General features: G+C 64.3%; 22 protein-coding genes. 19 read left to right on the top strand and 3 right to left on the bottom strand.

The window, feature by feature from the left end; all coding sequences use genetic code 11:
- Positions 1-8: 8 nt before the first annotated feature.
- From UNPA324_RS35750 to UNPA324_RS17845, 6 genes are all read left to right on the top strand, one after another.
- On the top strand, positions 9-950 hold the full coding sequence (locus UNPA324_RS35750; RefSeq protein WP_246667186.1) for a formyltransferase family protein: 942 nt from the start codon (positions 9-11) through the stop codon (positions 948-950).
- Positions 920-1,708 carry an enoyl-CoA hydratase/isomerase family protein gene (locus tag UNPA324_RS35745; protein WP_246667185.1) on the top strand — a complete coding sequence of 263 codons (789 nt, stop codon included), beginning with the start codon at positions 920-922 and terminating at the stop codon, positions 1,706-1,708. Before UNPA324_RS35750 ends, UNPA324_RS35745 begins: the two co-directional genes overlap by 31 nt.
- Positions 1,705-3,141 (top strand): sigma-54-dependent transcriptional regulator, encoded by a 1,437-nt coding sequence (locus UNPA324_RS17860; protein ID WP_141935229.1) that lies wholly within the window; start codon positions 1,705-1,707, stop codon positions 3,139-3,141. The genes UNPA324_RS35745 and UNPA324_RS17860 overlap by 4 nt, the downstream gene beginning before the upstream one ends.
- Complete coding sequence (locus UNPA324_RS17855; protein WP_141935228.1) at positions 3,134-4,501, top strand: sensor histidine kinase; 1,368 nt, start codon at positions 3,134-3,136, stop codon at positions 4,499-4,501. Before UNPA324_RS17860 ends, UNPA324_RS17855 begins: the two co-directional genes overlap by 8 nt.
- A gap of 372 nt (positions 4,502-4,873) precedes the next feature.
- Positions 4,874-5,701, top strand: coding sequence for a Crp/Fnr family transcriptional regulator (locus UNPA324_RS17850; RefSeq protein WP_246667184.1), 828 nt, complete (start codon positions 4,874-4,876; stop codon positions 5,699-5,701).
- Between the two features lie 114 nt (positions 5,702-5,815).
- On the top strand, positions 5,816-6,199 hold the full coding sequence (locus UNPA324_RS17845; RefSeq protein WP_141935227.1) for a c-type cytochrome: 384 nt from the start codon (positions 5,816-5,818) through the stop codon (positions 6,197-6,199).
- Between the two features lie 212 nt (positions 6,200-6,411).
- On the opposite strand, the gene UNPA324_RS17840 is transcribed toward UNPA324_RS17845, so the two are convergent.
- Together UNPA324_RS17840 and UNPA324_RS17835 are read right to left on the bottom strand one after the other, a co-directional pair.
- The gene (locus UNPA324_RS17840; protein ID WP_141935226.1) at positions 6,412-7,401 is read right to left on the bottom strand and encodes an FAD:protein FMN transferase; all 990 of its coding nucleotides are present in this window, start codon (positions 7,399-7,401) and stop codon (positions 6,412-6,414) included.
- Positions 7,402-7,410: 9 nt separating this feature from the next.
- Entirely contained in the window at positions 7,411-9,489 is a 2,079-nt protein-coding gene (locus UNPA324_RS17835) for a NosR/NirI family protein (protein WP_141935225.1), read from the bottom strand.
- Positions 9,490-9,680: 191 nt separating this feature from the next.
- Here UNPA324_RS17835 and UNPA324_RS17830 point away from each other — a divergent pair, with 191 nt between their 5' ends.
- The 11 genes from UNPA324_RS17830 (at position 9,681) to UNPA324_RS17780 (ending at position 19,752) form a co-directional block, all read left to right on the top strand.
- Positions 9,681-11,405 carry a nitrite reductase gene (locus UNPA324_RS17830; RefSeq protein ID WP_181769429.1) on the top strand — a complete coding sequence of 575 codons (1,725 nt, stop codon included), beginning with the start codon at positions 9,681-9,683 and terminating at the stop codon, positions 11,403-11,405.
- A 73-nt stretch (positions 11,406-11,478) separates the two neighbouring features.
- Positions 11,479-12,258, top strand: coding sequence for a uroporphyrinogen-III C-methyltransferase (gene cobA / locus UNPA324_RS17825; RefSeq protein ID WP_128922499.1), 780 nt, complete (start codon positions 11,479-11,481; stop codon positions 12,256-12,258).
- Positions 12,248-12,559, top strand: coding sequence for a c-type cytochrome (locus UNPA324_RS17820; protein ID WP_245471865.1), 312 nt, complete (start codon positions 12,248-12,250; stop codon positions 12,557-12,559). Before cobA ends, UNPA324_RS17820 begins: the two co-directional genes overlap by 11 nt.
- Positions 12,556-13,731 carry a cytochrome D1 domain-containing protein gene (locus UNPA324_RS17815; protein WP_141935223.1) on the top strand — a complete coding sequence of 392 codons (1,176 nt, stop codon included), beginning with the start codon at positions 12,556-12,558 and terminating at the stop codon, positions 13,729-13,731. Before UNPA324_RS17820 ends, UNPA324_RS17815 begins: the two co-directional genes overlap by 4 nt.
- Positions 13,728-14,711 (top strand): siroheme decarboxylase subunit beta, encoded by a 984-nt coding sequence (gene ahbB, locus UNPA324_RS17810; RefSeq protein WP_128922496.1) that lies wholly within the window; start codon positions 13,728-13,730, stop codon positions 14,709-14,711. The genes UNPA324_RS17815 and ahbB (UNPA324_RS17810) overlap by 4 nt, the downstream gene beginning before the upstream one ends.
- Positions 14,711-15,163, top strand: a complete 453-nt coding sequence (locus UNPA324_RS17805) for an Lrp/AsnC family transcriptional regulator (protein ID WP_181769428.1) — start codon at positions 14,711-14,713, stop codon at positions 15,161-15,163. The genes ahbB (UNPA324_RS17810) and UNPA324_RS17805 overlap by 1 nt, the downstream gene beginning before the upstream one ends.
- A gap of 3 nt (positions 15,164-15,166) precedes the next feature.
- Positions 15,167-15,643, top strand: a complete 477-nt coding sequence (gene ahbB / locus UNPA324_RS17800) for a siroheme decarboxylase subunit beta (RefSeq protein WP_128922495.1) — start codon at positions 15,167-15,169, stop codon at positions 15,641-15,643.
- Positions 15,644-15,658: 15 nt separating this feature from the next.
- The gene (nirJ, locus tag UNPA324_RS17795) at positions 15,659-16,867 is read left to right on the top strand and encodes a heme d1 biosynthesis radical SAM protein NirJ (protein ID WP_128922494.1); all 1,209 of its coding nucleotides are present in this window, start codon (positions 15,659-15,661) and stop codon (positions 16,865-16,867) included.
- Positions 16,845-18,410: a cytochrome D1 domain-containing protein gene (locus tag UNPA324_RS17790; RefSeq protein ID WP_141935222.1), complete on the top strand. Its 1,566-nt coding sequence runs from the start codon at positions 16,845-16,847 to the stop codon at positions 18,408-18,410. Before nirJ ends, UNPA324_RS17790 begins: the two co-directional genes overlap by 23 nt.
- 28 nt (positions 18,411-18,438) lie before the next feature.
- Positions 18,439-19,218 (top strand): CbiX/SirB N-terminal domain-containing protein, encoded by a 780-nt coding sequence (locus tag UNPA324_RS17785; protein WP_210246763.1) that lies wholly within the window; start codon positions 18,439-18,441, stop codon positions 19,216-19,218.
- A 30-nt stretch (positions 19,219-19,248) separates the two neighbouring features.
- Entirely contained in the window at positions 19,249-19,752 is a 504-nt protein-coding gene (locus tag UNPA324_RS17780) for a DUF2249 domain-containing protein (RefSeq protein WP_141935220.1), read from the top strand.
- Between the two features lie 250 nt (positions 19,753-20,002).
- Here the strand turns inward: UNPA324_RS17780 and UNPA324_RS17775 are convergent, their stop codons facing one another.
- Positions 20,003-20,158, bottom strand: a complete 156-nt coding sequence (locus tag UNPA324_RS17775) for a hypothetical protein (RefSeq protein ID WP_245471864.1) — start codon at positions 20,156-20,158, stop codon at positions 20,003-20,005.
- Between the two features lie 326 nt (positions 20,159-20,484).
- Here UNPA324_RS17775 and UNPA324_RS17770 point away from each other — a divergent pair, with 326 nt between their 5' ends.
- The gene (locus UNPA324_RS17770) at positions 20,485-21,087 is read left to right on the top strand and encodes a Crp/Fnr family transcriptional regulator (RefSeq protein WP_141935219.1); all 603 of its coding nucleotides are present in this window, start codon (positions 20,485-20,487) and stop codon (positions 21,085-21,087) included.
- Between the two features lie 10 nt (positions 21,088-21,097).
- On the top strand, positions 21,098-21,763 hold the full coding sequence (locus UNPA324_RS17765; protein ID WP_141935218.1) for a cytochrome c: 666 nt from the start codon (positions 21,098-21,100) through the stop codon (positions 21,761-21,763).
- Positions 21,764-21,877 lie beyond the last annotated feature (114 nt).

The raw sequence follows: 21,877 nt of genomic DNA, 5'->3' as shown, positions 1-21,877 counted from the left end.
GGATCCTGATGCGTATCCTGCTGCTATCGCATTCCTTCAATAGCCTGACGCAGCGCCTGCATGTCGAGCTCCGCGAGCGCGACCATGAGGTCTCGGTTGAGCTCGACATCCACGCCGACGTCACGCGGGAAAGCGTGGCGCTGTACCAGCCGGACCTGGTGATCGCGCCGTTCCTCAAGCGGGCAATTCCCGAAGATGTCTGGCGCAACGTGCGCTGCCTGATCGTGCATCCTGGTCCGCCCGGCGACCGCGGCCCGGCGGCGCTCGACTGGGCGATTCTCCAGGGAACGACGGAGTGGGGCGTCACCGTGTTGCAGGCGGATGGCGAGTTCGATGCCGGTCCGGTCTGGGCGTTCCGCACGTTTCCGATGCGCCGTGCCGCGAAATCCAGCGTCTACCGCAACGAGGTGACCCAATGCGCGGTCGAAGCGGTGCTGGAGGCCGTCGCCGCGATCGAAGCGGGCCGGCCGACGCCGCAGCCGATGCGTGCGAATGACGCGCGCATTCGCGTGCGCGGTCCCTGCCGCCAGTCGGACCGGGCGATCGACTGGCAGCACGACACGACCGAGACCGTGCTGCGCAAGATCAACAGTGCCGACGGTATGCCGGGCCTGGTCGACAGTCTGTTCTTCCAGGACGTGAGGCTGTTCGACGTCCACGAAGCGCGGGAGATCTCCGGCGTTCCCGGCACGGTCGTGGCACAATTCGATGGTGCTTTGGCCCGTGCGACGGTTGATGGAGCAGTCTGGATCGGCCATGTGCGGCCGCTTGCCCCGAAGAGCTTGAAGCGATCCGCGGCAAAGGTTTCGCCGAGCAAGCCGCCAGCCTGCCGCGGCGGCCGGATTGCGGCTATGCTCCGATTCAATATCGCGAGCATGGCGAGGTCGGCGAGTTGCAGTTCTCCTTCTATAATGGCGCCATGGCGAGCAGTGACTGCGAAGCGCTGCTGAACGCCTACCGGGCCGCGCTGGCGCGCCCGACCAAGGTGCTGCTCCTGACCGGTGGTTTCGACTATTGGTCGAACGGCATTCATCTGGCCGAGATCGAGGCCGCCGACAGTGCCGCCGATGAATCCTGGCGTAACATCAACGCGATCGACGATCTTGCGCGCGCGATCATCGAGACGACGGACCGGCTGGTGATATCGGTCATTCGCGGCAACGCGGGAGCGGGAGGCGTATTCTTGAGCCTCGCCGCCGACGAGGTCTGGGCCAGCGATCAGATCGTGCTCAATCCGCATTACAAGGACATGGGCAATCTGTTCGGCTCCGAATATTGGACCTATCTGTTGCCGCGTCGCGCGGGCGCCGAGAACGCAACCCGGATCACGCAATGCCGGCTGCCAATGGGCGTCGCCGAGGCACAGCGCCTCGGGATCGTTGATCGGGTCCTCGCAAGCGAGGAGCTGGCACGCGAAAGTCTTGTGAAACTTGCGACTGGTGCAACTTCGGAGCAAGGCTTTGCGGCGCGTCTCGCCGATAAGAAGAGGTCCCGCGCGGCGGACGAGGCCGAAAAGCCCCTGCAGGCCTATCGTGACGAGGAGCTGCGGCGGATGAGGCTCAATTTCTACGGCTTTGATCCGAGCTACCACGTCGCGCGCTACAACTTCATCCACAAGGTGCCGAAGTCGCGTACGCCGCTGACCATCGCCAATCATCGGGCGCGGCGTGCGACCGACCGGCCGAGAGCCATGGTGGTGCCCTCATGAGCGTTCTAGGGACCATTCTCGTCGTCGACGACGAAGTCCGTTCGCAGGAAGCGCTGCGGCGCGTTCTCAGGGAGGAATTCGAGGTGCTTTGCGCCGGCAATGCAGCCGATGCGGAAAAGCTGCTGGAAGGCGAGATCGTCCACGCCATCCTATGCGACCAGCGCATGCCGCATGAATCGGGCGTGAGCTTCTTGAAACGCGTGCGGGAGCTGTGGCCCGATCCGGTGCGGATGATCATCTCCGGCTATTCCGATTCCGAGGATATCATTGCGGGCCTCAACGAGGCCGGCATCTATCAGTACATCACGAAACCCTGGCAGCCGGAACGGCTGGTCGATATCGTCAAGGAGGCGGTGCAACTCTATCGCCTGCAGAAGGAGACGGAAACCGCCGGTGTCGATGTCAAGGCGACGCCGGGGCATATCAAGAAGGTCGTCTCGGTCAAGCGCGGGGTTGCCAAGCAGCTCTATGATTTCGACCGCATCGTGCATTCGTCCGAAAGTCCGATGCACAAGGTGATCGAGCTCGGCAGGCGCGCCGCAGACTACGACATCTCCGTGTTGATCACGGGCGAATCCGGGACCGGAAAGGAGCTGCTTGCACGCGCGATTCACTACGGCTCGGCGCGCGCCAACAAGGCCTTCGTGGTCGAGAATTGCGGCGCATTGCCGGACGAGCTGCTCGAAAGCGAGCTGTTCGGCTGCAAGAAGGGCGCCTTTACCGGCGCCTATCAGGATAGGATCGGCCTGTTCGAGGTCGCCGACGGCGGAACCATCTTCCTCGACGAGATCGGCGAGACCTCGCCGGCATTCCAGGTCAAGCTCTTACGCGTCCTGCAGGAGAGCGAGATCAGGCCGCTCGGTGCGCAGCGGGTGCGCAAGGTCGACGTCCGTGTCGTGGCGGCGACCAACCGGGATCTCGAGGCCGAGGTCGAGGCGGGCCGCTTCCGGCGCGATCTCTACTATCGCCTGGCGGCGTTTCCCGTCCACATGCCGGCATTGCGCGACCGCCCGATGGATGTCACGTTGATTGCCGAAGGGGTGCTGTCGTCGGTGAAGACCTCGTTCAACCGGCCGGGCCTGCGCTTTGCCGCTTCCGCGCTCGAGGCGTTCGCCAGGTACCATTGGCCCGGCAATGTCCGCGAGCTGCAGAACGAGATCCAGCGTATGGTGGTGCTGGCGGACGCGGATGAATTGCAGGCCCCGCCGTTGCTGGGCCGGCGCAACGGCAAGCAGCCCGTGGCCGCGATCCCCGGCAAGTTGAACGGCTCGGCGACCCTCAAGGACAAGGTCGAAGACCTCGAGAAGGCGGTTATCATCAGCACGCTAGAGCGATATGATGGCAATATCAGCAGGGTCGCCAACGAGCTCGGGCTGTCGCGCGTCGGTCTCAGGAACAAGCTGTCCAGGTATGATTTGAGGAAGAATGCCTGAGGTGACGCACCCTCCTGAAGCCGGCGAGACCGAAACGCTGCTCAAGATGATCACCAAGCGCGGCGCGCTGGAGCTTGATCAAGAGCGCGAGGGCGCCTGGATCGAGGTCATCCGCAAGATGGACGAGGTCTATTCCGACCTCCTGCGCTATGAGGTCGACCTCGAGCACAAGAATGCGGAGTTGGAGGAGGCGCAGGCCTTCGTCACCAACGTCATCGAGTCCGTCTCCGACATCCTCATCGTCTGCGATGCGAAGGGGCTGGTGCAGCAGGTCAATTCCGCCTTCCAGCACACGCTCGGCTGCGGCGTCGCCGACATCGTCGGCAGGAACATCGCCGACGTCATCGATGCCCAGGACAAGGCCAAGCTGGTCCCGCTCCTGAAGCCGCGCAGCGCCTCCGATGTCGTCGACGGCGAGCTGCGGTTTTCGCGCGAGGGCGGCAGCTCGGATCTGTTCGCCATCAACGCATCCCCCCGCCACGATCATCGCGGCCGCTTCATCGGCGTGGTGCTGACGGGACGTCCGATCGGAGAGCTTCGCCGTGCCTATGAGGAGCTGCACAAGGCGCATCACGAGTTGCAGCGCGCCCAGCGGCAGCTGGTCGAGCAGGAGAAGATGGCAAGCCTCGGCCGTCTGGTTGCAGGCGTCGCGCACGAGCTGAACAACCCCATCAGCTTCGTCTATGGCAACGTCCACACCCTGATGCGCTATCGCACCGCGATCGCCGCCTATCTCGATGCGGTTCATGGCGAGGCCAAGGAGGGGGAGCTCGCAGCTCAACGACGGAGCCTGCGCATCGATGAGATTTTGGAGGATTTCGGTCCGCTAATCGAAGGCACTTTGGAAGGCGCGGTCCGCATCAGCGAGATCGTGAAGAATCTGCGCCGGCTGTCCTTCAGCAAGCTCGGTGAGGTCGAACGCGTCGACATCGAGCGGCTCATCAACACCGCGGTACTGTGGGCCGTGCGCACCAAGCAGGTGCGCATCGACCTGCAGTTGGAAATCGAGCCGGAGCTCTGGGTCTGCGGCAACGAGGGGCAATTGCACCAGGTGATCGTCAATCTCGTGGAGAATGCGATCGACGCAATGCGCGGCACGGAAGCGCCGCGGCTGGTCGTCTCGGCGGTACGCAAGGGCAACGAAATCCTGTTCCGGATCTCTGACAACGGACCGGGAATCGACAAGGATCACATCGGCCACATCTTCGAGCCGTTCTTCACGACCAAGCGGGTCGGCGAGGGGACGGGACTTGGCCTCTGGATCAGCTATGGCATTGTGCGCGAGCACGGCGGCGAGCTGGTCGCGGGATATGGGCCGGAGGGTGGCGCGACATTCTCGTTCGCGCTGCCTGCCGCATAGGCGGCTGGCGCTGGTCTCGCACACATCCCGGCGTCGTTTCTTTTGCGTAAAGGATCTCAGGATCCCGACGCTGCGTGTGAATCGCGCCGAGCCCGGTGTGTCGGCCGCCTCAATGCTCGCCCATCGTAACGATCGAATGTCGCGGCGCTTTGCCGCGGTGCGAATCCGGCGAGCGGCAGCAGGCCGACAGGCGACTGCAGCCGTCCCTTGGTAGCGAACGCGCAGGAGTTTGCGCTTCCACAAAGAGCCATGGATGGAAATAGGTCGATTGTTGCACCGCGGGTGGTCCGACGCACCAATCGAATCTTGATGGAGCGCCGGGCAAGACGGCCCCTCGGTGGAATTGATCCAGCTCAAAATATGACGCGATGGATGATCAATAGTCAGGCACCAGGATCAAACATCAGGGATGAGACGATGATGGCGCCCACTCCGGCTGATCTTGGGATCGCTGCGGAAATACCAGTCTTCAGTGGACTCGAGCCGCAGGCGCTCGCGATCTTGCTGGGGCCAGCCAGCATCTTCAATCTCCGTCCGGGTCAAACGCTGTTTCGTCAGGGCGAGCCGGCCCAGGCATTCTTTGTCGTGATGGACGGCTGGGTCAAGCTGTATAGGGTCACTCCTGCTGGCGACGAGGCCGTGCTCAACGTGCTCACCAGGGGTGAGAGCTTGGCCGAGGCGGTCACCTTCACGTCCAGCCGCTATCCCGCTACCGCGAGTGCGGTAACACCCGCCCGTGTGATGGTCATTCCAGCCGACCACGTCGTCGCCTGCATTCGCCAGATGCCAGACGTCGCGATCGCGATGATCGCATCGACGTCGCAACATCTGCACCGAATGGTTCAGCAGATCGAGCAATTGATGGCGCAGAGCGCCACGCAGAGGGTGGCCGAGTTTCTCGCCTCGCTGGCTCCCCGAACCAGGGGGCCATGCACGATCATCCTGCCATACGACAAATCGCTGATCGCCGGCAGGCTCGGCCTGAAGCCAGAATCGCTCTCGCGGGTGTTCGCCAAGTTGCGCATGGTAGGCGTCGATGTCCGGGCCTCGAATGTGGTGGTGCGCGACATGGCGCAGCTCTGCAAGCTCGTGGCCTGCGACCGGATCAGCGGGCACTGCCCCGTAAAGCCCAAGATGATGTGCTCCCAGCCGCCCGCTCCACGCGCGATCCAGCCCGAGGTGAAATCCGTGCCGGCGTGAACCTTCATGCTCCTCAAGCTGGAGAACGTCGGTTTCCCGTCATTTCTCCGAATCCACGCTGGCCTATCCGGGGCGTTGCCCAGACCAGTCCCACTCAAAACAGGAGACGACGACATGAGGCGTGTCTTGATCGCAATCGCAGTCGCTGTGGCTTCGAGCAGTGCTGCTTCCGCGCAGGATGTGACGGCCGGCGCTACAGCCTTCAAGAAATGCGCCAGCTGTCACGATGTCGGCGCGACCGCGAAGAACAAGGTCGGTCCGGTACTCAATGGACTCGACGGCCGCAAATCGGGATCGGTTGCTGGCTACAACTATTCGGATGCGAACAAGAGCTCCGGCATCACCTGGGACGAAGCGAACTTCCTCGATTACATCAGGGATCCCAAGGCCAAGGTGCCCAATACCAAGATGGCATTCGCCGGCATCAAGAACGAGGCCGAGGCGAAGAATCTCTGGGCCTATCTCAAGCTATACGACGCCGACGGCAAGACCAAGTAAGAAAATCGCCCGAATTGAGCGCGCGCCTCGTCCTTCGAGACGACCGCTTTGCGGTCTCCTCCAGATGAGGCTAAGCGGCATAGGTGCTCGTTGAAACGAGCGTAATGCACTCGGTCCTCATCCTGAGGGCCCGCCAACGGCGGGCGTCTCGAAGGATGGCCACAGGCGAAATCGTCTCTATTTCCCTGGCTCCGCTCGGCGGGCATCGTCGCTCAGCCAACGATGCCGTCGCGCGGGCCGGCGGCCCAATATGAGTGGCGCCCGGCCGGATCGGTAGCCCAGATCGCAGTGCCGCTCAGCCGTGGCAGCAACGCCTGGATCTCGTCCGCAGACGCGATGGAGAGCGCCGTCGACAACGCGTCGGCCACAGCGGCCGAGCGATGGTGCACGGTGATGGTGCGCCAATGAGCTGCACTGCGGCCGCTGCGCGGATCGAACAGGTGGTGCGCCGCGCCATCGGCACCGAGCACGCAGCCCGAGCCTTCGGACGTGGCAAGGGCACCTTCCGCCAGGTGCAGCGGATCGGCGTCACGACGCGCGATCAGCCAGGGCGATCCGTCCCGGCGCGGTGCGATCGCCCGCATCTCGCCGAGATCGACCAGGATGTTGGTGAACCCTTTCGCCGCCAGCAACTCCGCCACGCGGTCGGTGACGTAACCCTGGCCGAGACCATTGAGCGTCAGACGTTGGTTGTCACCCAGATGAATTGAATCCGGCTCGAGCCGGACGCCTCGCCAGTCCACGGCCCGCCGCGCGTCGGCAATGACGGTTTGCGGCGGCAGGCCCGTATGGGTCTTGTCCGCGAACCAATCGACATGGGCTTCCCACAGCGCCTGCACGGTCGGGTCGAACAGGCCGTTGGTGAGATCTGCGACCTGAAGCGCCAGCGCCAAGGCGCGACGCAGATCGCCGCCCGGCTCGGCGAGCGCGCCATCGCGATTGAGCCTGCACAGCTCGGATCCGGATTGGAATAGGCTCAGCGCATTTTCCAGGCGATCGATCTCTGCCTCGACCAGCGTGGCAATTCCTCGTGCGCACCCCGGCTCGATGTCGCTGAACAGGATCCGCGCGTCCGCGCCCATCGCCGTACCGCGCCATTCGAAATCGGCCCGGGCAGGACTGGCGGGACCCGCGATGGCGACCGCGACGGCCGATGCCAGGATCGTGATGGCACGACGTCGTGTCGGATGATCAGGGAGCATCGTATCTCCTCACGACGGCTTCGAAGGAGCTTGCGGCAACGGTTGACGCCGTTGTGCGCGCTTCTTCAGATGCAGGCAGACGTCCTGGTCGAAATAATTGGCCTGGCACTTCAGGCAGTAGATGCATTCGTTGGGGTTGATCTGGCCGAGCGGATGAATTGCCTGCACGGTGCAGCGCCGCGCGCAGACATGACATTCCGCGCCGCATTCGCGGTAGCGCTTGAGCCATTCGAACATCCGCATCCGGGCCGGGATCGCCAGCGCCGCGCCGAGCGGGCAGAGATAGCGGCAGTAGAAGCGCTCGACGAACAGGCCGGCCAGCAGCAGCAACCCGGCGTAAACGCCGAACGGCCATTCCCGCAGGAACTTCATGGTGATCGCCGTCTTGAACGGCTCGACCTCGGCGAGCTGGAAGGCCGTCAGAATCGAGCGCAGCGAGATCGCCAGGATGGCGACGAAGAGGACGTATTTGATCATCCACAGCCGCTCATGCAGTCCGAACGGGATCTCGATCTGCTTGATGCCGAGACGACGCGCGAGCTGATTGGTGAGCTCCTGCAATGTCCCGAACGGGCAGAGCCAGCCGCAGAATACGCCGCGCCCCCAGAACAGCATGCTGAATGCGACGAAGCTCCAGAGCAGGAACACCAGGGGATCGAGCAGGAAGAGCTCCCAGCGGAAGCCGGACAGCAAGGCATGGATGAAGGTCAGGACGTTGACGACGGAGAGCTGTGCGTTGGCGATGAAACCGAGGAACACCAGCGTCGTGAGCAGATAGCCTGTGCGGAGCCGAGAGTAGAACGCGCCGTGGGCCGTCACCGTGTCCTGGAAGATCAGGATGCCCGCGAGCACCGTCAGCATCGCGCCGAGCACGCCGATCTCGTAGCGTCGCGCCCACCAGATCTCCTGCCACACCGTCTGGACCGGAGTGGGGGCGGCCGTCGTCGATGCCGCGGGCGGCTCGGCCGGCGCGGCGATCAAGTAGCGATCGGGAATGCGATAGTCGAGCGAGACCAAAGCGGGGCCGCTCGCTGCGGCGCCGGCGCCGAGATCGACGTCGAGCCGGAATGGTTTGGTCGAATCGAAGCCGCTCGCCTGCGGAATGCGGAACACGGCGATCTCACGCAACTCCGGCGCGCCGGCGGCATGCAGCGACTCGACCGCCGTGTGATCGGCGGGCTTGAGACGAAGCGTTCGCGAACCTTGGACGATCTCGATCCGGGTGAAGGTCCCCGACTGGCGCCATTCCGTACCCTTGAACGAATAGAGGCCGGATGCGCCGATCAGAAGCAGATCGTCGTCGGGGCCGATCTTCGCCGTCTCGCTTTCGTAAGTCCGCTGGCCGAGCAGGCTCTCCCCGATCGGCGGCGGCGTGGCGAGCGCCATCCACAGATCGATGAAGGCCTTGTCGGGTTCACTGTCCCGCGTACCGAGCAGCTTTGCCGCTTCGCCACGGCTCACCAGCCGTCGCTGCACCGCGCCCTCGGCGAGCAGCGAGGACCAGGACGACCGGCGCAGGGTCTCGCGGTCGAGCCGCACAGCCCGCTCGGGCGCGTTGATCCGGCTGCGCAGCACGGCACGTGCCGAGCGCACGATCGCATCGCGGATCACGGTGCTCGTAATGGTCGCGCCGGCGACGGCGTGCGGTCCATGCGCGGGTTCACCGGCGGATTTGAGCGTGGCGCTGCCGCGCACGTCGAAGCCGCGGAAATCGGCGACATAGGCGGCGAGCGCATCGCGCGGAATTCCGATCACGAGGATCGGTTCTTCATGCGCGACGATCTCGGCGCCGGCGACGATGCCATCGGGCGTCACCGCCGCGACGATATCGAGCGGCCGGCCCGCATAGCCGACGGATCCCGAGACATCGAGGCTTGAAAAGGCGTAGCCGAGCACGCGTCCGTCTGCGGCCCGCACCAAAGCTGCCGGAGGCTTGCCATCGGCACGGTCGATCACGACGGGCTCGGAGAAGAACTTTGCGGCAACGCCGAGATCGGCAGCGTTTGCGCTGCAATACATCAACGCCAGCGCCGCCAGTGCGGACAGTGCGTGCCGTACGGCGGCGGAGATGATTCCAGACGATCGCATGCGACGGATCAGGCAGCGTTGTTGGCAGCGCGCATTGAGGTGGATCAATGTTGCGATTAACCGCGGTCAAGGAGAAATCACGGGATTCCCTGCATAAGCCTCTCATCGGATTCTCATGCTGGAGGAATGTAATGCGAGGCCGACCTTCACTATTTCCAAAGCTTGCAAGCTGCGTTGCAGCAACGAGCCTTATGCTTCTGAGTGCGACGGCGGCCGGCTACGCGCAGCAGCAGGCTCCGGCACCGAAACCTGCCGATGTCGAGCAGCACAAGACGACACCGGGCGGCCAATATCAGCCGAGCTTGGACGTTCTCGGCAAGGGCGCGACCGAGCAGCCCGGCACCAAGCCGGGCGATCCCAACCTCACGAAGGCCGAGTTCGACAAGGCCAATCAGATCTATTTCGAACGTTGCGCCGGATGCCATGGCGTGCTGCGCAAGGGCGCGACCGGCAAGCCGCTGACACCTGACCTGACCAAGAAGCTCGGCTTCGACTATCTGCGCGACTTCATCACTTACGGCTCGCCTGGCGGCATGCCGAACTGGGGCACCTCGGGCCAGCTCGAGGCCGCCGATATCGATCTGATGGCCCGCTATCTGCTGAACACCCCGGCGCAGCCGCCGGAGTTCGGCATGAAGGAGATGAAGGACAGCTGGAAGGTCCTGGTTCCGGTCGCGCAGCGGCCGACCAAAAAGATGAACAAGCTCGACATCGACAATCTGTTCTCGGTGACGCTGCGTGATGCCGGTGAAATCGCCCTGATCGACGGCACGACCAAGAAGATCGAGCACATCATCAAGTCCGGCTATGCCGTGCACATCTCGCGCATGTCGGCGTCGGGGCGCTACCTCTACATCATCGGGCGCGATTCCAAGCTCAATCTGATCGATCTCTGGATGGACCCGCCGCAGACGGTCGCCGAGCTGAAGATCGGCACCGAGGCGCGTTCGGTCGAAACCTCGAAGTTCAAGGGCTATGAGGACAAGTTTGCGATCGCCGGAGCCTACTGGCCGCCGCAATACGTCCTGATGGACGGCGCGACGCTCGAGCCGATCAAGGTGGTCTCGACCCGCGGCATGACCGAGGATACGCAGGAGTACCACCCGGAGCCGCGCGTTGCCTCCATCGTGGCTTCGCACTTCAAGCCGGAGTTCGTCGTCAACGTCAAGGAGACCGGGCAGGTTCTGCTCGTCAACTACCAGGATCTCAAGAACCTGAAGGTGACGGCGATCGAGGCCGAGCGCTTCCTGCATGACGGCGGCTTCGACAAGACCGGTCGTTACTTCCTGGTTGCGGCGAATGCTCGCCACAAGGTCGCGATCGTCGACACCAAGGAAGACAAGCTGGTCGGCGTCGTCGAAACCGGCGGCCAGACGCCGCATCCCGGACGCGGCGCCAACCTCGAGCATCCGAAGTTCGGACCGGTGTGGGCGACCAGCCATCTCGGCAGCGAGACGATCTCCTTCATCGGCACCGACCCCGAGAAGCACAAGCAGTTCGCCTGGAAGGTCGTGCAGACGGTCGAGGGGCAGGGCGGCGGATCGCTCTTCATCAAGACGCATCCGAAGTCGGAGAACCTCTACGTCGATACGCCCTTGAACACGGACGCCGAGATCTCCTCGTCGGTCGCGGTGTTCAAGATCAAGGACCTCGCGGGCGAGAAGCCGACCTACAAGGTGCTGCCGATCGGTCAGTGGTCCGGCATCTCGGAAGGCGCGCGCCGCGTCGTGCAGGGCGAGTTCAACAAGGACGGCACCGAGATCTGGTTCTCGGTCTGGAACAACAAGGCGCAGGACTCGGCGATCGTCGTCGTCGACGACAAGACGTTGACCTTGAAGGCGGTCATTCGTGACCGGCGGCTGGTCACGCCGACCGGCAAGTTCAACGTCTTCAACACCCGTAACGACGTCTACTGACAAGCATGGGTTGGTGCGGCGAGCGATCGCCGCACCAACCAGCCTTTTCGCGATGGTTTCGGCGGAGCGCAGCATGGCTGTTGGAAAAGTCTATCTCGTCGGCGCCGGCCCGGGCGATCCCGAACTGCTCACGCTGAAGGCGGTCCGCGCCATCGGTGAGGCCGACGTCGTCGTCTATGATCGCCTGGTGCCATCGAGCATCCTGGCGACCATTGCCGACGGGGTACTCCAGATCAATGTCGGCAAGCAGGCCGCCCATCATCCGGTGCCCCAGGAAGAGATCAACGAGATGCTGGTCCGGCTGGCGCGCGCCGGTCGCACCGTCGTCCGGCTCAAAGGCGGCGACCCCTTCATTTTCGGGCGCGGCTCGGAGGAGGCGGCCGAACTCGACCAGGCCGGCATTCCCTATGAGGTGGTGCCGGGCATTACTGCGGCACAGGGCTGCGCGGCGGCGGCGCGGATGCCGTTGACGCATCGCGGCGTCGCCTCCGGCGTGCGCTATGTGACGGGCCATCGCAAGGCGAACGAGCCGCTCGATCTCGACTGGAAGAGCCTCGCCGATCCCGACACGACGCTCGTCGTCTATATGGGCCTTGCCAATATCGCCGAGATCGTCCGCAACCTGACTGCGCAGGGACTGCCGGGAACCACGCCGGTGCTTGCGGTGTGTCAAGGAACGACGGCGCAGGAAAGCCGAATATGTGCGCCCCTGGAGGCGCTTCCGGTCGCTTTGAAAGACGTCTCCTTCAGCGGTCCCGTCCTTTTCATCATCGGAAAGGTCGCGGGAATCGCCCTGGAACGGAGCGCGCGGAGCGATGCGGCAATTTGCGAGGCGATTTCAGTTGTGGCCTAGCGTCGCCCTGGCATCGGCCGTTGCGATCGGGCCGGCTACCGCGGGCGAAGCAAATGCCGATGCCGCAAGGCTTGCCAATCTGGTGCGGCAGGACTGCGGCTCCTGCCACGGGCTGACGTTGAAAGGCGGGCTCGGCAAGCCGCTGACGCCGGACCATTTGAGCGCCTGGAGCCGCGACCAGCTCATCAGCATCGTCCTGGACGGCGTGCCGGGCACGCCGATGCCGCCCTGGCGTCCGTTGCTGAGCGAAGCCGACGTGCGCTGGATCGTCGAGCGCCTGCAGCAGGGAGATCTGCCATGAAGGCTGCGGCGCGATGGTGTCTGGCCCTGCTTCTGCTGCTGCCAATGCTCTCGCGCGCCGACGAGCTGCGCGGCACCGGAAATCTTGGCCTGGTGGTGGAGCGCGCGACGGGCTCGGTGCTGATCGTCGATGCCACCGCACGCAAATCGATCGGCCGTGTCGAGGGGCTCGGCGATCTCTCGCACGCCTCCGCGGTGTTTTCGCCGGATCAGCGCTACGCTTATGTCTTCGGACGCGACGGCGGCCTGACCAAGGTCGACATGCTCACGAGCACGATCGTCAAACGCATCGTGCAGGCCGGCAATTCGATCGGCGGCGCCATCTCCGACGATGGCGCGCTGATCGCGGTCTCGAACTACGAGCCGGGCGGAGTGAAGGTGTTCGACGCCAGGACGCTCGATCCCGTCGCCAACATTCCGGCGATCGGCTCAGGCGGCAAGGCCTCGAAGACGGTCGGGCTGGTCGACCTGCCCGGACGGCGTTTTGCCTGGGCGCTCTACGACACCGGCGAGATCTGGATCGCCGACCTCACTGATGTCGAGACCCCCGCGATCACCAGGCTGACCGATGTCGGCAAGCTGCCCTATGACGGCAACGTCACGCCCGACGGCCGCCATTATCTTGCGGGTCTGTTCGGCGAGGACGGCGTCGTGCATGTCGACACCTGGCGCGCGCCGCTCAAAGCCGAGCGCATCCTCAACGGCTATGGCCGCGGCCAGGAAGCGCTGCCGGTCTACAAGATGCCGCATCTGGAAGGATGGGGTGCGACGGGTGACAAGCTGCTGCTTCCCGCCGTCGGCCATCACGAATTGATCGCGGTCGATCTTCGCAGCTTTACCGAGGTCGGGCGCACCGCCACCCACGGCCAGCCGGTCTTCGCCGTGGCGCGGCCGGACGGGCGCCACGTCTGGGTGAATTTCGCCCACCCGTTCAACGACACGGTCGAGATCGTCGACACCGAGACGCTGAAGGTGATTCATCGCCTGACGCCCGGCCCGGCGGTCCTCCACATGGAGTTCACCCCGCGCGGCAACGAGGTCTGGATCTCGGTGCGCGATGCCGATCGCATCGACGTCTACGACGCCGCCTCTTTCGCCAAGAAGGCGGAGATCCCGGCGCAAAAACCGTCCGGAATTTTCTTCACCGTACGCGCGACGAGGATCGGACAATGACGCCAAGCTCCGTCGAACTCGCCCTGATCGATCGCTGGCAGCACGACTTTCCGCTTGTAGCGAAGCCGTTCGCAATCGTCGGCCGCTCCGCCGCGCTCGACGAGCAGGCGACCATCGGCGTGTTCCGCCGCATGCGGGCGTGCGACCTGATCTCCCGTGTCGGTGCGGTGGTCCGTCCCAACACGGTGGGGGCGAGCACGCTCGCCGCGCTGCAGGTTCCGCCCGATCGGCTCGACCAGGTCGCCGAGGTCGTCAGCCGGGAGCCGCTGGTCACGCACAATTACGAGCGCGAGCACGATCTGAACTTGTGGTTCGTGATCGCCGGCGGAGATGCCGGGGCGATCGCTGAGACCATCGACAGGATCGAGGCGCAGACGGGGCTGCCCGTCGTGGATCTGCCCATGGTGCAGGCCTATCATCTCGGCCTCGGCTTTTCGCTGCGCGAGCCGCGCGCGCAGAAGCGCCAGCCGCCGGCCGCCGGGGACTATCGTCCCGATCCGCGCGACCAGCGCATTCTCGCCGCGATCGAGAACGGGCTGCCGCTGGTCGAGCATCCCTACCTCGCGGTCGCCGATCAGCTGGCGCTGGGCCAGGAAGAGGTCATTGCGCGGCTGGAGCACCTGGTCGCAGCCGGCGTGGTGACGCGTTTCGGCTGCGTCGTGCGCCACGACAAGCTTGGCTTCCGATCGAATGCGATGGCGGTTTGGAACATCCCGGGCGAAATCATCGACGATGTCGCCGCGATCTTCGCCCGCCACGCCAGCGTGACGCTGTGTTACCAGCGTCCGTCCCGGCCGCTGGTCTGGCCGTACAACCTGTTCTGCATGGTGCATGCGCGCTTCCGTGAGGAGGCCTATGCCGTGATCGACGAGCTCAATCTGCTCGCCGATACCGGTCTGATGCAGCAGGCCGTGCTGTTCTCGAAGCGCTGCTTCAAGCAGCGCGGCGCGGTCTTCTCGCGGCACAAGGAGACCAATTGATGCGCGCGCTGGACCCGACCGAAAAGGCGATCATCAACGGCCTGCAAGGCGGCTTTCCCCTGACGCACCGGCCGTACCGCGATGCCGGCGCCCAGCTGGGCCTGAGCGAGGGCGAGATGATCGAGGAGATCGGCAATCTGCTCGCGCGTGGGCAGCTCAGCCGGTTCGGCCCGCTCTGGAATGCCGAAGCCCTCGGCGGCGCCGTCTGCCTTGCCGCGATGGCTGTGCCGCCCGATCGCTTCGATGAGGTCGCCGAGCTCGTCAATGCCCATCCCGAGATCGCGCATAATTATCAGCGCGATCACGAGCTGAACATGTGGTTCGTCGTGTCGACGGATGCTCCCGCGCGCATCGATCAGGTGATTGCGGAGATCGAACGTGAGACGGGCCTTGGCGTGCGCGCGATGCCCAAGACGCGCGAGTTCTTCGTTGGTTTCCGCGTGGAGGTGTAGGCAATGCTCGATGCCATCGATCGCAAGCTGATCGCCACCACGCAAGCAGGGCTTCCGCTCGTCGCCGAGCCCTATCGCGCGCTCGCCGACGAGCTCGGCCTTGACGAGGCCGAAATCGTCAGCCGCCTCGGGCAGCTGCTCGAAACCGGTGCGATCCGCCGCATCGGCGCGATCCCCAATCATTATGCGCTCGGCTACACCGCCAACGGCATGTCGGTGTGGGACGTCGCCGACGAGGCCATTGCCGAGATCGGCGCCAGGGTCGGCGCGCTCGATTTCGTCACGCATTGCTATGAACGGCCGCGTCATCCGCCGCTCTGGCCCTACAATCTCTTTGCCATGGTCCACGGCCGGACGCGCGACGAGGTGAGGGCGAAGGTTGCCGAGATCGCCGTGCTGGTCGGTCCGGCCGCGCGGGCCCACGAGGTTCTGTTCTCGACCCGGATCTTGAAGAAGACCGGCCTTCGCATTGCCGCCTGACGACGGGAGCCGGTCATGTTTCGCCTGAGCCAATACTTGCGCGAACTGGACGAGCCGGCTCCGACCGGGCCGGTTCGGCAGCCGCCCGGACCGGTGGTGATCTGGAACCTGATCCGCCGTTGCAACCTCACCTGCAAGCACTGTTACTCGATCTCCGGCGACGTCGACTTTCCCGGCGAGCTCTCCACCGCGCAAGTGTTCGGCGTGATGGACGACCTCAAGGCGTTCCGCGTGCCGGTGCTGATCCTGTCGGGCGGCGAGCCACTGATGCGGCGCGACATCTTCGAGATCTCGGCGCGCGCCAAGGCGATGCGGTTCTATGTCGGCCTGTCGTCCAACGGCACCCTGGTGGACGCAGCCATGGCCGACCGCATCCGCGAGATCGGCTACGACTATGTCGGCATCTCGCTCGACGGCATCGGCGAGACCCATGACCGTTTCCGCCGCAAGCAGGGTGCCTATCAGGAGGCGTTGAACGGCCTGCGGCTGCTGCGCGACCGCGGCATCAAGGTCGGGGTCCGCTTCACCATGACGGAGGACAATGCGGCGGAGCTGCCGCGCCTGCTCGATCTGGTCGAGCAGGAGAACTTTCCAAAGTTCTACCTCTCGCACCTCGTCTATGCCGGCCGCGGCAACAAGAACCGCGGCGACGACGCCATGTGGCAGACGACGCGCGATCGCATGGACATGGTGATCGCGCGGGCGTGGCGATGGGCGCAGTCGGGCAGCGAGATGGAGATCGTAACCGGCAACAACGATGCCGATGCGGTCTATCTCCTGCATTGGGCCGAGCGAACCGTGCCCGATCGCGCGAGCGATCTGCGCGCCAAGCTGGTGCGCTGGGGCGGCAATTCCTCCGGCGTCAACGTCGCCAACATCGACAATCTCGGCAATGTGCACCCCGACACGATGTGGTGGCACCATACGCTGGGCAACGTGAAAACGCGTCCCTTCTCCGAGATCTGGCCGGACATCTCCGATCCGATCATGGCCGGCCTGAAGCAGAAGCCGCGCCACGTCTCCGGGCGCTGCGGCGCCTGCGCCTATCTCGACATCTGCAACGGCAATACCCGCGTGCGCGCGCAACGGATTACTGGCGACGCTTGGGCGGAGGATCCCGGCTGCTATCTCAGCGATGCCGAGATCGGCCTTGCGACGCCGACCGATCGGGTGAAGACCAGCATCTATCGCGGAACACGTCATGAAGCGCCGCTCTCTGTTTGATCGCATTCTCCTCGCTCTGGCGCTGCTGGCGCTGGCAGGCCCTGCGCGCGCCGAGCCGGATGCGGCAAAGCTGTTCGCGGACAATTGCGCCGAATGCCACGGCGCGGACCGGCTCGGCCGGCTGGGGCCGGCGCTGCTTCCTGAAAATCTCGGCCGCATGATGGGTACGCGGGCCGCCGCGGTGATTGCCGACGGACGGGCCGCGACCCAAATGCCGGGCTTCTCCAGCAAGCTCTCCAGGGACGAGATCGCCGCGCTCGCGGCCTATGTCTCATCGCCGTTGCCCGCGGTGCCGGCCTGGGGCGCGGCTGAGATCGACGCCAGCCGCGTCGTGCATGCTACGGCGCCGCCGCTGGAACGACCGCGCTTCGAGGCCGATCCCATGAACCTGTTCGTCGTGGTCGAGGCCGGCGACCATCATGCCACGATCCTGGACGGCGACCGCATCGAGCCGCTGGCGCGCTTCCAGACGCGATTTGCGCTGCATGGCGGCCCGAAATTCACGCCCGACGGCCGCTACGTGTTCTTCATGTCGCGCGACGGCTGGGTCAGCAAATACGACCTCTGGACGCTGACCATGCTGACGGAGGTGCGCGCGGGCATCAATTCCCGCAACATCGCGATCTCGCGGGACGGCAAGCATATCGCGGTTGCCAATTATCTGCCGCACACGCTGGTGATGCTCTCGGCGGACGATCTGTCGGTGGAGAAGATCTTCGACGTGAAGGACCGCCTGGGGACGTCCTCGCGGGTCTCGGCGGTGTATCAGGCGCCATCGCGCAACAGCTTCATCGCGGCACTGAAGGATGTTCCGGAGATCTGGGAGATCGCCACCGATCCGAATGCGGGCCCGGCTTATGCCGGCTTCGTCCACAGCCACGAGAAAGGCATGATCGAGGCGCTGCCGTCCTCTCAGGGCCTGTTTGCGCTACGCCGGATCGAGACCCCGGAGCCGCTCGATGACTTCTTCTTCGATCCGCCCTATCGCAACCTGATCGGCTCGGCGCGGGAGGGCAGGGCGATCGTGGTCAATTTGACGGTCGGGCGCGATATCAAACAGCTCGATCTGCCGGGGCTGCCCCATCTCGGCTCGGGCATCTCCTGGACCTGGAACGGCCGGCTGGTGATGGCGACGCCGCTGCTGAAAGCAGGCAAGATCAGCGTGCTGGACATGCAGGACTGGTCGCAGATCAAGCTGATCGAGACGCCTGGACCCGGCTTCTTCATGCGCAGTCATGAGAACACGCCCTATGCCTGGACCGACAGTATGATGGGCAGCGGGAAAGACACGCTTTCGATCATCGACAAGCGCTCGCTGGAAGTGGTCCGTCGCGTCACGCCGGAACCGGGCAAGACTGCAGCGCATGTCGAATTCGACAGATACGGGCGCTATGCCCTGGTATCGATCTGGGAAGACCAGGGCGCGCTGGTGGTCTATGATGCGGCAACCTTTACTGAGGTGAAGCGTATTCCGATGTCGCGTCCTTCGGGCAAATACAACGTGTGGAACAAGATCACCTTTTCCGATGGCACCAGTCATTGAGCAGCCGGGCACTGCCCCGTCGATCGCGTTGCTGTTGGCAGCCCATGGCGAGCGGCGGCTGGGTGCCGGCAACACAGGGGCGTTCCAGCTTGCCCGCGCACTGGCCGCTCGCGGTCTGGTGGCCGAGGTCGCCGTCGGCTTCATCTCGGGCACGCCTGGCATCCGGCAGGCGCTGGAGACGCTGACCTCCAGTCGAATGCTGGTCTATCCGCTGTTTGCCTCCAGCGGCTATTTCACCCGCGACCGCCTGGTTCAGCTGCTCGACGAAGCGAAGGGCGATGGCCGCAGAATCGACGTGCTGCCGCCGCTGGGGCTTGATCCGGGCCTGCCCGATCTATTGTGCGATCAGGCCGTGCGCCGTGCGCGCGACCACGGTGTCGCGCCCGAGGATTGCACACTCGTCCTGCTGGCGCACGGCTCGAAGCGCAATCCAGCCTCGCGCCAGGCCACCGAGCAGGTCGCGCGCGAGATTGAGACACGGGCGGTCTGCCGAAACGTCGTGGCCGCCTTCCTGGAGGAGCGGCCGTCGCTCGAAGAGGCCGCGGCATCCATTGATGGCTCTGCGATTGTCGTTGGCCTGTTCTCCGGTGAAGGTTTGCACGGCGCAAAGGATGCGCCGAAGCTGGTTGCACGGCTTCGCCGCCGCGACATCATGTTCGCGGGCATCATGGGCAGCGGGCCCGGCATCGAGGATCTCGTCGCGCGGGCGGTGGCCGCTGCCCTGCAAAACCCGGTAGCGGTGCAGGCCGGGGAGGACCAGTCGACGCTTGCGCCGGCACCGGGATGCTGCGCCGTTTCAGTTGATTGATGGCGCGGCGTTGAAGCAAAGGGACAAGAGATGACCGAGTACCTTGATGTCGATGTCCGTCCGATCCTGCGGGCCGGGGGCGAACCGTTCTCGACCATCATGGCCGCGGTGGAAAATGCAAAACCGGGCCAGGGCATCCGGCTCTACGCGCCCTTCAAGCCCGTGCCCTTGTTCGGCGTGATGGCCGGCAAGGGCTTTGCCCATTCCGCGACGGAGATCGGCGGAGGCGATTGGCAGGTGCTGTTCACCCCGACCGGAGCGCCTGCCGAGGGTCTGGCGCCGAAAGCGCAGGCCAGCGCCAAATGGCCGGAGTCAAAGGTACGGCTCGATACCAGGGAGCTCGATCCGCCGGAGCCGATGATCAGGATCCTCGCCGCGGCGGAGACCCTGGGAGCCGGAGAAACACTGACGGCGTTTCTCAGCCGCGAGCCCGTGTTCCTTTTTCCGCAGCTGGAGAAGAGGGGCTACAACTGGCTCGGCGGCTTTCTGCCCGACGGCGTGACCTACGAGCTGACGGTGCGGGCACCGTCATGAGCGGGCAGAGATGCACTTTGCTCCGAATCGATCAGAGCAGCGGATGTTTGATGAACCGCGTCTCGCCTTTTCAATTCAGCTCCGCAATGCGTCGTTCCCATCACAATTCATGTCCCGGAGCGCCGCTCGAAGCGAAGTGACCCACACCGCGATCGCGGCAGGCGATGAGCCTGCCCCTGCCGCGTCTGACGCCAAGCGTGGGACTGCGACAGGGCAACCCACCGGCAGACGAACAGTCAAGCCGGGACCCTCACGAAAACATCGAGGCGATCGTCTGGATATGATCGGTCGCGGCGGCGACAAGATCGGCATAATTGGTGTGCCCTTGCGCGGCCGCCTTGAGAATGCATTCGGCGAGGAATGCCTTCGTCGATATGGTCACGAGGTCGGCAGGCACCTTGGTCATGGCCTCCTCGAGGGCCGTCCTCATGGTGCACACGAGCTCAGGATCGAATTGCGGCATCTAGACAGCTCCATCCATCGCAGCGTCCGGATCCCCAATCAGGCAACCGGTGCGGCAGAAGTCTCGCCACGCCGGCCGCAAAATCAAATCAACTGCGTTTGACATCCATGAAATCTTGGAAAGGTTGGGCGTTCTCGCGTCGCGCTGGCCCTGAGTTCGGTGCGGCGGTCCGTTTGATTGGCAAAACCGATCGCATGGCTCATCATTGTTCGCATAAGCCACCTTGCCCCAAGACCTGTCGCCTTGCTTCTTGTCAGCCGAGATGACCCATGCACCAGATCGATTGGATTTCGGCGAACATTGCAGCTTCTGCGACTGAACGCGCGCTCAGGGCCGGACAGACCTTGTTTCGAGCCGGCGCGAGACCGGCCGGGCTCTACGAGGTCGTCAAGGGCAAGATACGGCTGGTGCGGTTCGACCGCTCCGGACGCGAGGCTATCCTGCAGCTTGCCGCGCCTGGCGACGTGCTGGCGGAGGCGTCGCTGTTCTCCTCGGCCTACCACTGCGACGCCATTGCCTCAAGCGAGGCGACCGTCCGGCTGTACCCCAAACCAGCTCTGCTCGCCGAACTCGAACGCGACCCAAAGCTCCTCCTGGCATTCTCGGTAATGCTCGCACGCCAGGTCATGGCGCTGCGGACCCGGCTCGAATGTCGCAACATCCACTCGGCTCGCGATCGCGTCCGGCACTATTTGACGGTCAACGCCGATAGCAGGGGGCGCAGCGTTACCTTGCCCGGAACGTTCAAGGATCTCGCAGTAGAACTCGGGCTGACGCACGAAGCCCTCTATCGCACGCTTGCCGGGATGGCGGCCGATGGCGAGATCGAACGAGGCAAAGGACAAATCCGCATCTTGAAGTGCGCGATATGATCGAGATCATATGCTGTCGGCGGCCGTCGGTTTAGAGGGAAAGAGGCGGGCGCCTGCAACAGAGGAATCGATCATGGTTTCGTGGCCGACCAGAGCCGCATTGGGCGGCGCCGCAATCCTGGCGACGGCTGCCCTGGCATCGGCCGGCACCTCGAGCCATTCCGGTATGCATCATCAGATGCAAGCTGGCCAAAGCCATGGTCAGGGCCAAGCGATGAGTTCGCACATGTCCCATGACGGCGCGGCCAAGGACGCGCGCGAGATGGTGCAGTTTCCGCCGGACATGCAGACCCATTTTCTGGGCAACATGCGTGATCACCTGCAGACGCTGAACGAGATCGTCGATGCCCTCGCCAGGGACGACTATGCTGCTGCTTCGAAAGTCGCCACCGAGCGCCTGAGTCTGGACTCGCCGTCGGCGGCAGGATGCAAGCCGCAGTCGATGCATCAGGCAAGCCGACCTCCGGAGAACAGATCCCAGAAGCCGATGACAATGGAGGACATGATGGAGACCTATATGCCAGAGGCCATGCGAGGCATCGGCCTGTCGATGCATACGGCGGCGAGCGAGTTCGCCAAGGTTGCGATGACCCAGGACCGCGCCGGGGCGATGACGGCCCTGTCGCACGTCACCCAGAACTGCGTCTCCTGTCATTCGAGCTATCGGCTGCGATAACCATCAGCAGGGTCGCGGCCAGGGTGTCGCACCTTGCCTGTGTCGCGCTCTGTCAATCCGTCTCGCCAAAAATATTCCACTTTACCGAAATTCGGTTTTGGCGTATGTGTCGCG

The organism is Bradyrhizobium sp. UNPA324 (assembly GCF_006658635.1).
Taxonomy (GTDB): domain Bacteria; phylum Pseudomonadota; class Alphaproteobacteria; order Rhizobiales; family Xanthobacteraceae; genus Bradyrhizobium; species Bradyrhizobium nanningense.
Note: the sequence above shows the minus strand (reverse complement) of the source record. Positions and strands in the feature narration are given on the sequence as shown.

Excerpts from the sequence above, each read along its gene's own strand:
- UNPA324_RS17780 (WP_141935220.1), top strand. The coding sequence starts at position 19,249 with ATGACCGAGTACCTTGATGTCGATGTCCGTCCGATCCTGCGGGCCGGG.
- UNPA324_RS17835 (WP_141935225.1), bottom strand. The coding sequence starts at position 9,489 with ATGCGATCGTCTGGAATCATCTCCGCCGCCGTACGGCACGCACTGTCC.
- UNPA324_RS17765 (WP_141935218.1), top strand. The coding sequence starts at position 21,098 with ATGCTGTCGGCGGCCGTCGGTTTAGAGGGAAAGAGGCGGGCGCCTGCA.
- UNPA324_RS17775 (WP_245471864.1), bottom strand. The coding sequence starts at position 20,158 with ATGACCAAGGTGCCTGCCGACCTCGTGACCATATCGACGAAGGCATTC.
- UNPA324_RS17845 (WP_141935227.1), top strand. The coding sequence starts at position 5,816 with ATGAGGCGTGTCTTGATCGCAATCGCAGTCGCTGTGGCTTCGAGCAGT.
- UNPA324_RS17770 (WP_141935219.1), top strand. The coding sequence starts at position 20,485 with ATGCACCAGATCGATTGGATTTCGGCGAACATTGCAGCTTCTGCGACT.
- UNPA324_RS17830 (WP_181769429.1), top strand. The coding sequence starts at position 9,681 with ATGCTTCTGAGTGCGACGGCGGCCGGCTACGCGCAGCAGCAGGCTCCG.
- nirJ (WP_128922494.1), top strand. The coding sequence starts at position 15,659 with ATGTTTCGCCTGAGCCAATACTTGCGCGAACTGGACGAGCCGGCTCCG.
- UNPA324_RS35750 (WP_246667186.1), top strand. The coding sequence starts at position 9 with ATGCGTATCCTGCTGCTATCGCATTCCTTCAATAGCCTGACGCAGCGC.
- ahbB (WP_128922495.1), top strand. The coding sequence starts at position 15,167 with ATGCTCGATGCCATCGATCGCAAGCTGATCGCCACCACGCAAGCAGGG.
- UNPA324_RS35745 (WP_246667185.1), top strand. The coding sequence starts at position 920 with ATGGCGAGCAGTGACTGCGAAGCGCTGCTGAACGCCTACCGGGCCGCG.
- UNPA324_RS17855 (WP_141935228.1), top strand. The coding sequence starts at position 3,134 with ATGCCTGAGGTGACGCACCCTCCTGAAGCCGGCGAGACCGAAACGCTG.
- UNPA324_RS17805 (WP_181769428.1), top strand. The coding sequence starts at position 14,711 with ATGCGCGCGCTGGACCCGACCGAAAAGGCGATCATCAACGGCCTGCAA.
- UNPA324_RS17850 (WP_246667184.1), top strand. The coding sequence starts at position 4,874 with ATGATCAATAGTCAGGCACCAGGATCAAACATCAGGGATGAGACGATG.
- UNPA324_RS17860 (WP_141935229.1), top strand. The coding sequence starts at position 1,705 with ATGAGCGTTCTAGGGACCATTCTCGTCGTCGACGACGAAGTCCGTTCG.
- ahbB (WP_128922496.1), top strand. The coding sequence starts at position 13,728 with ATGACGCCAAGCTCCGTCGAACTCGCCCTGATCGATCGCTGGCAGCAC.
- cobA (WP_128922499.1), top strand. The coding sequence starts at position 11,479 with ATGGCTGTTGGAAAAGTCTATCTCGTCGGCGCCGGCCCGGGCGATCCC.
- UNPA324_RS17840 (WP_141935226.1), bottom strand. The coding sequence starts at position 7,401 with ATGCTCCCTGATCATCCGACACGACGTCGTGCCATCACGATCCTGGCA.
- UNPA324_RS17790 (WP_141935222.1), top strand. The coding sequence starts at position 16,845 with ATGAAGCGCCGCTCTCTGTTTGATCGCATTCTCCTCGCTCTGGCGCTG.
- UNPA324_RS17815 (WP_141935223.1), top strand. The coding sequence starts at position 12,556 with ATGAAGGCTGCGGCGCGATGGTGTCTGGCCCTGCTTCTGCTGCTGCCA.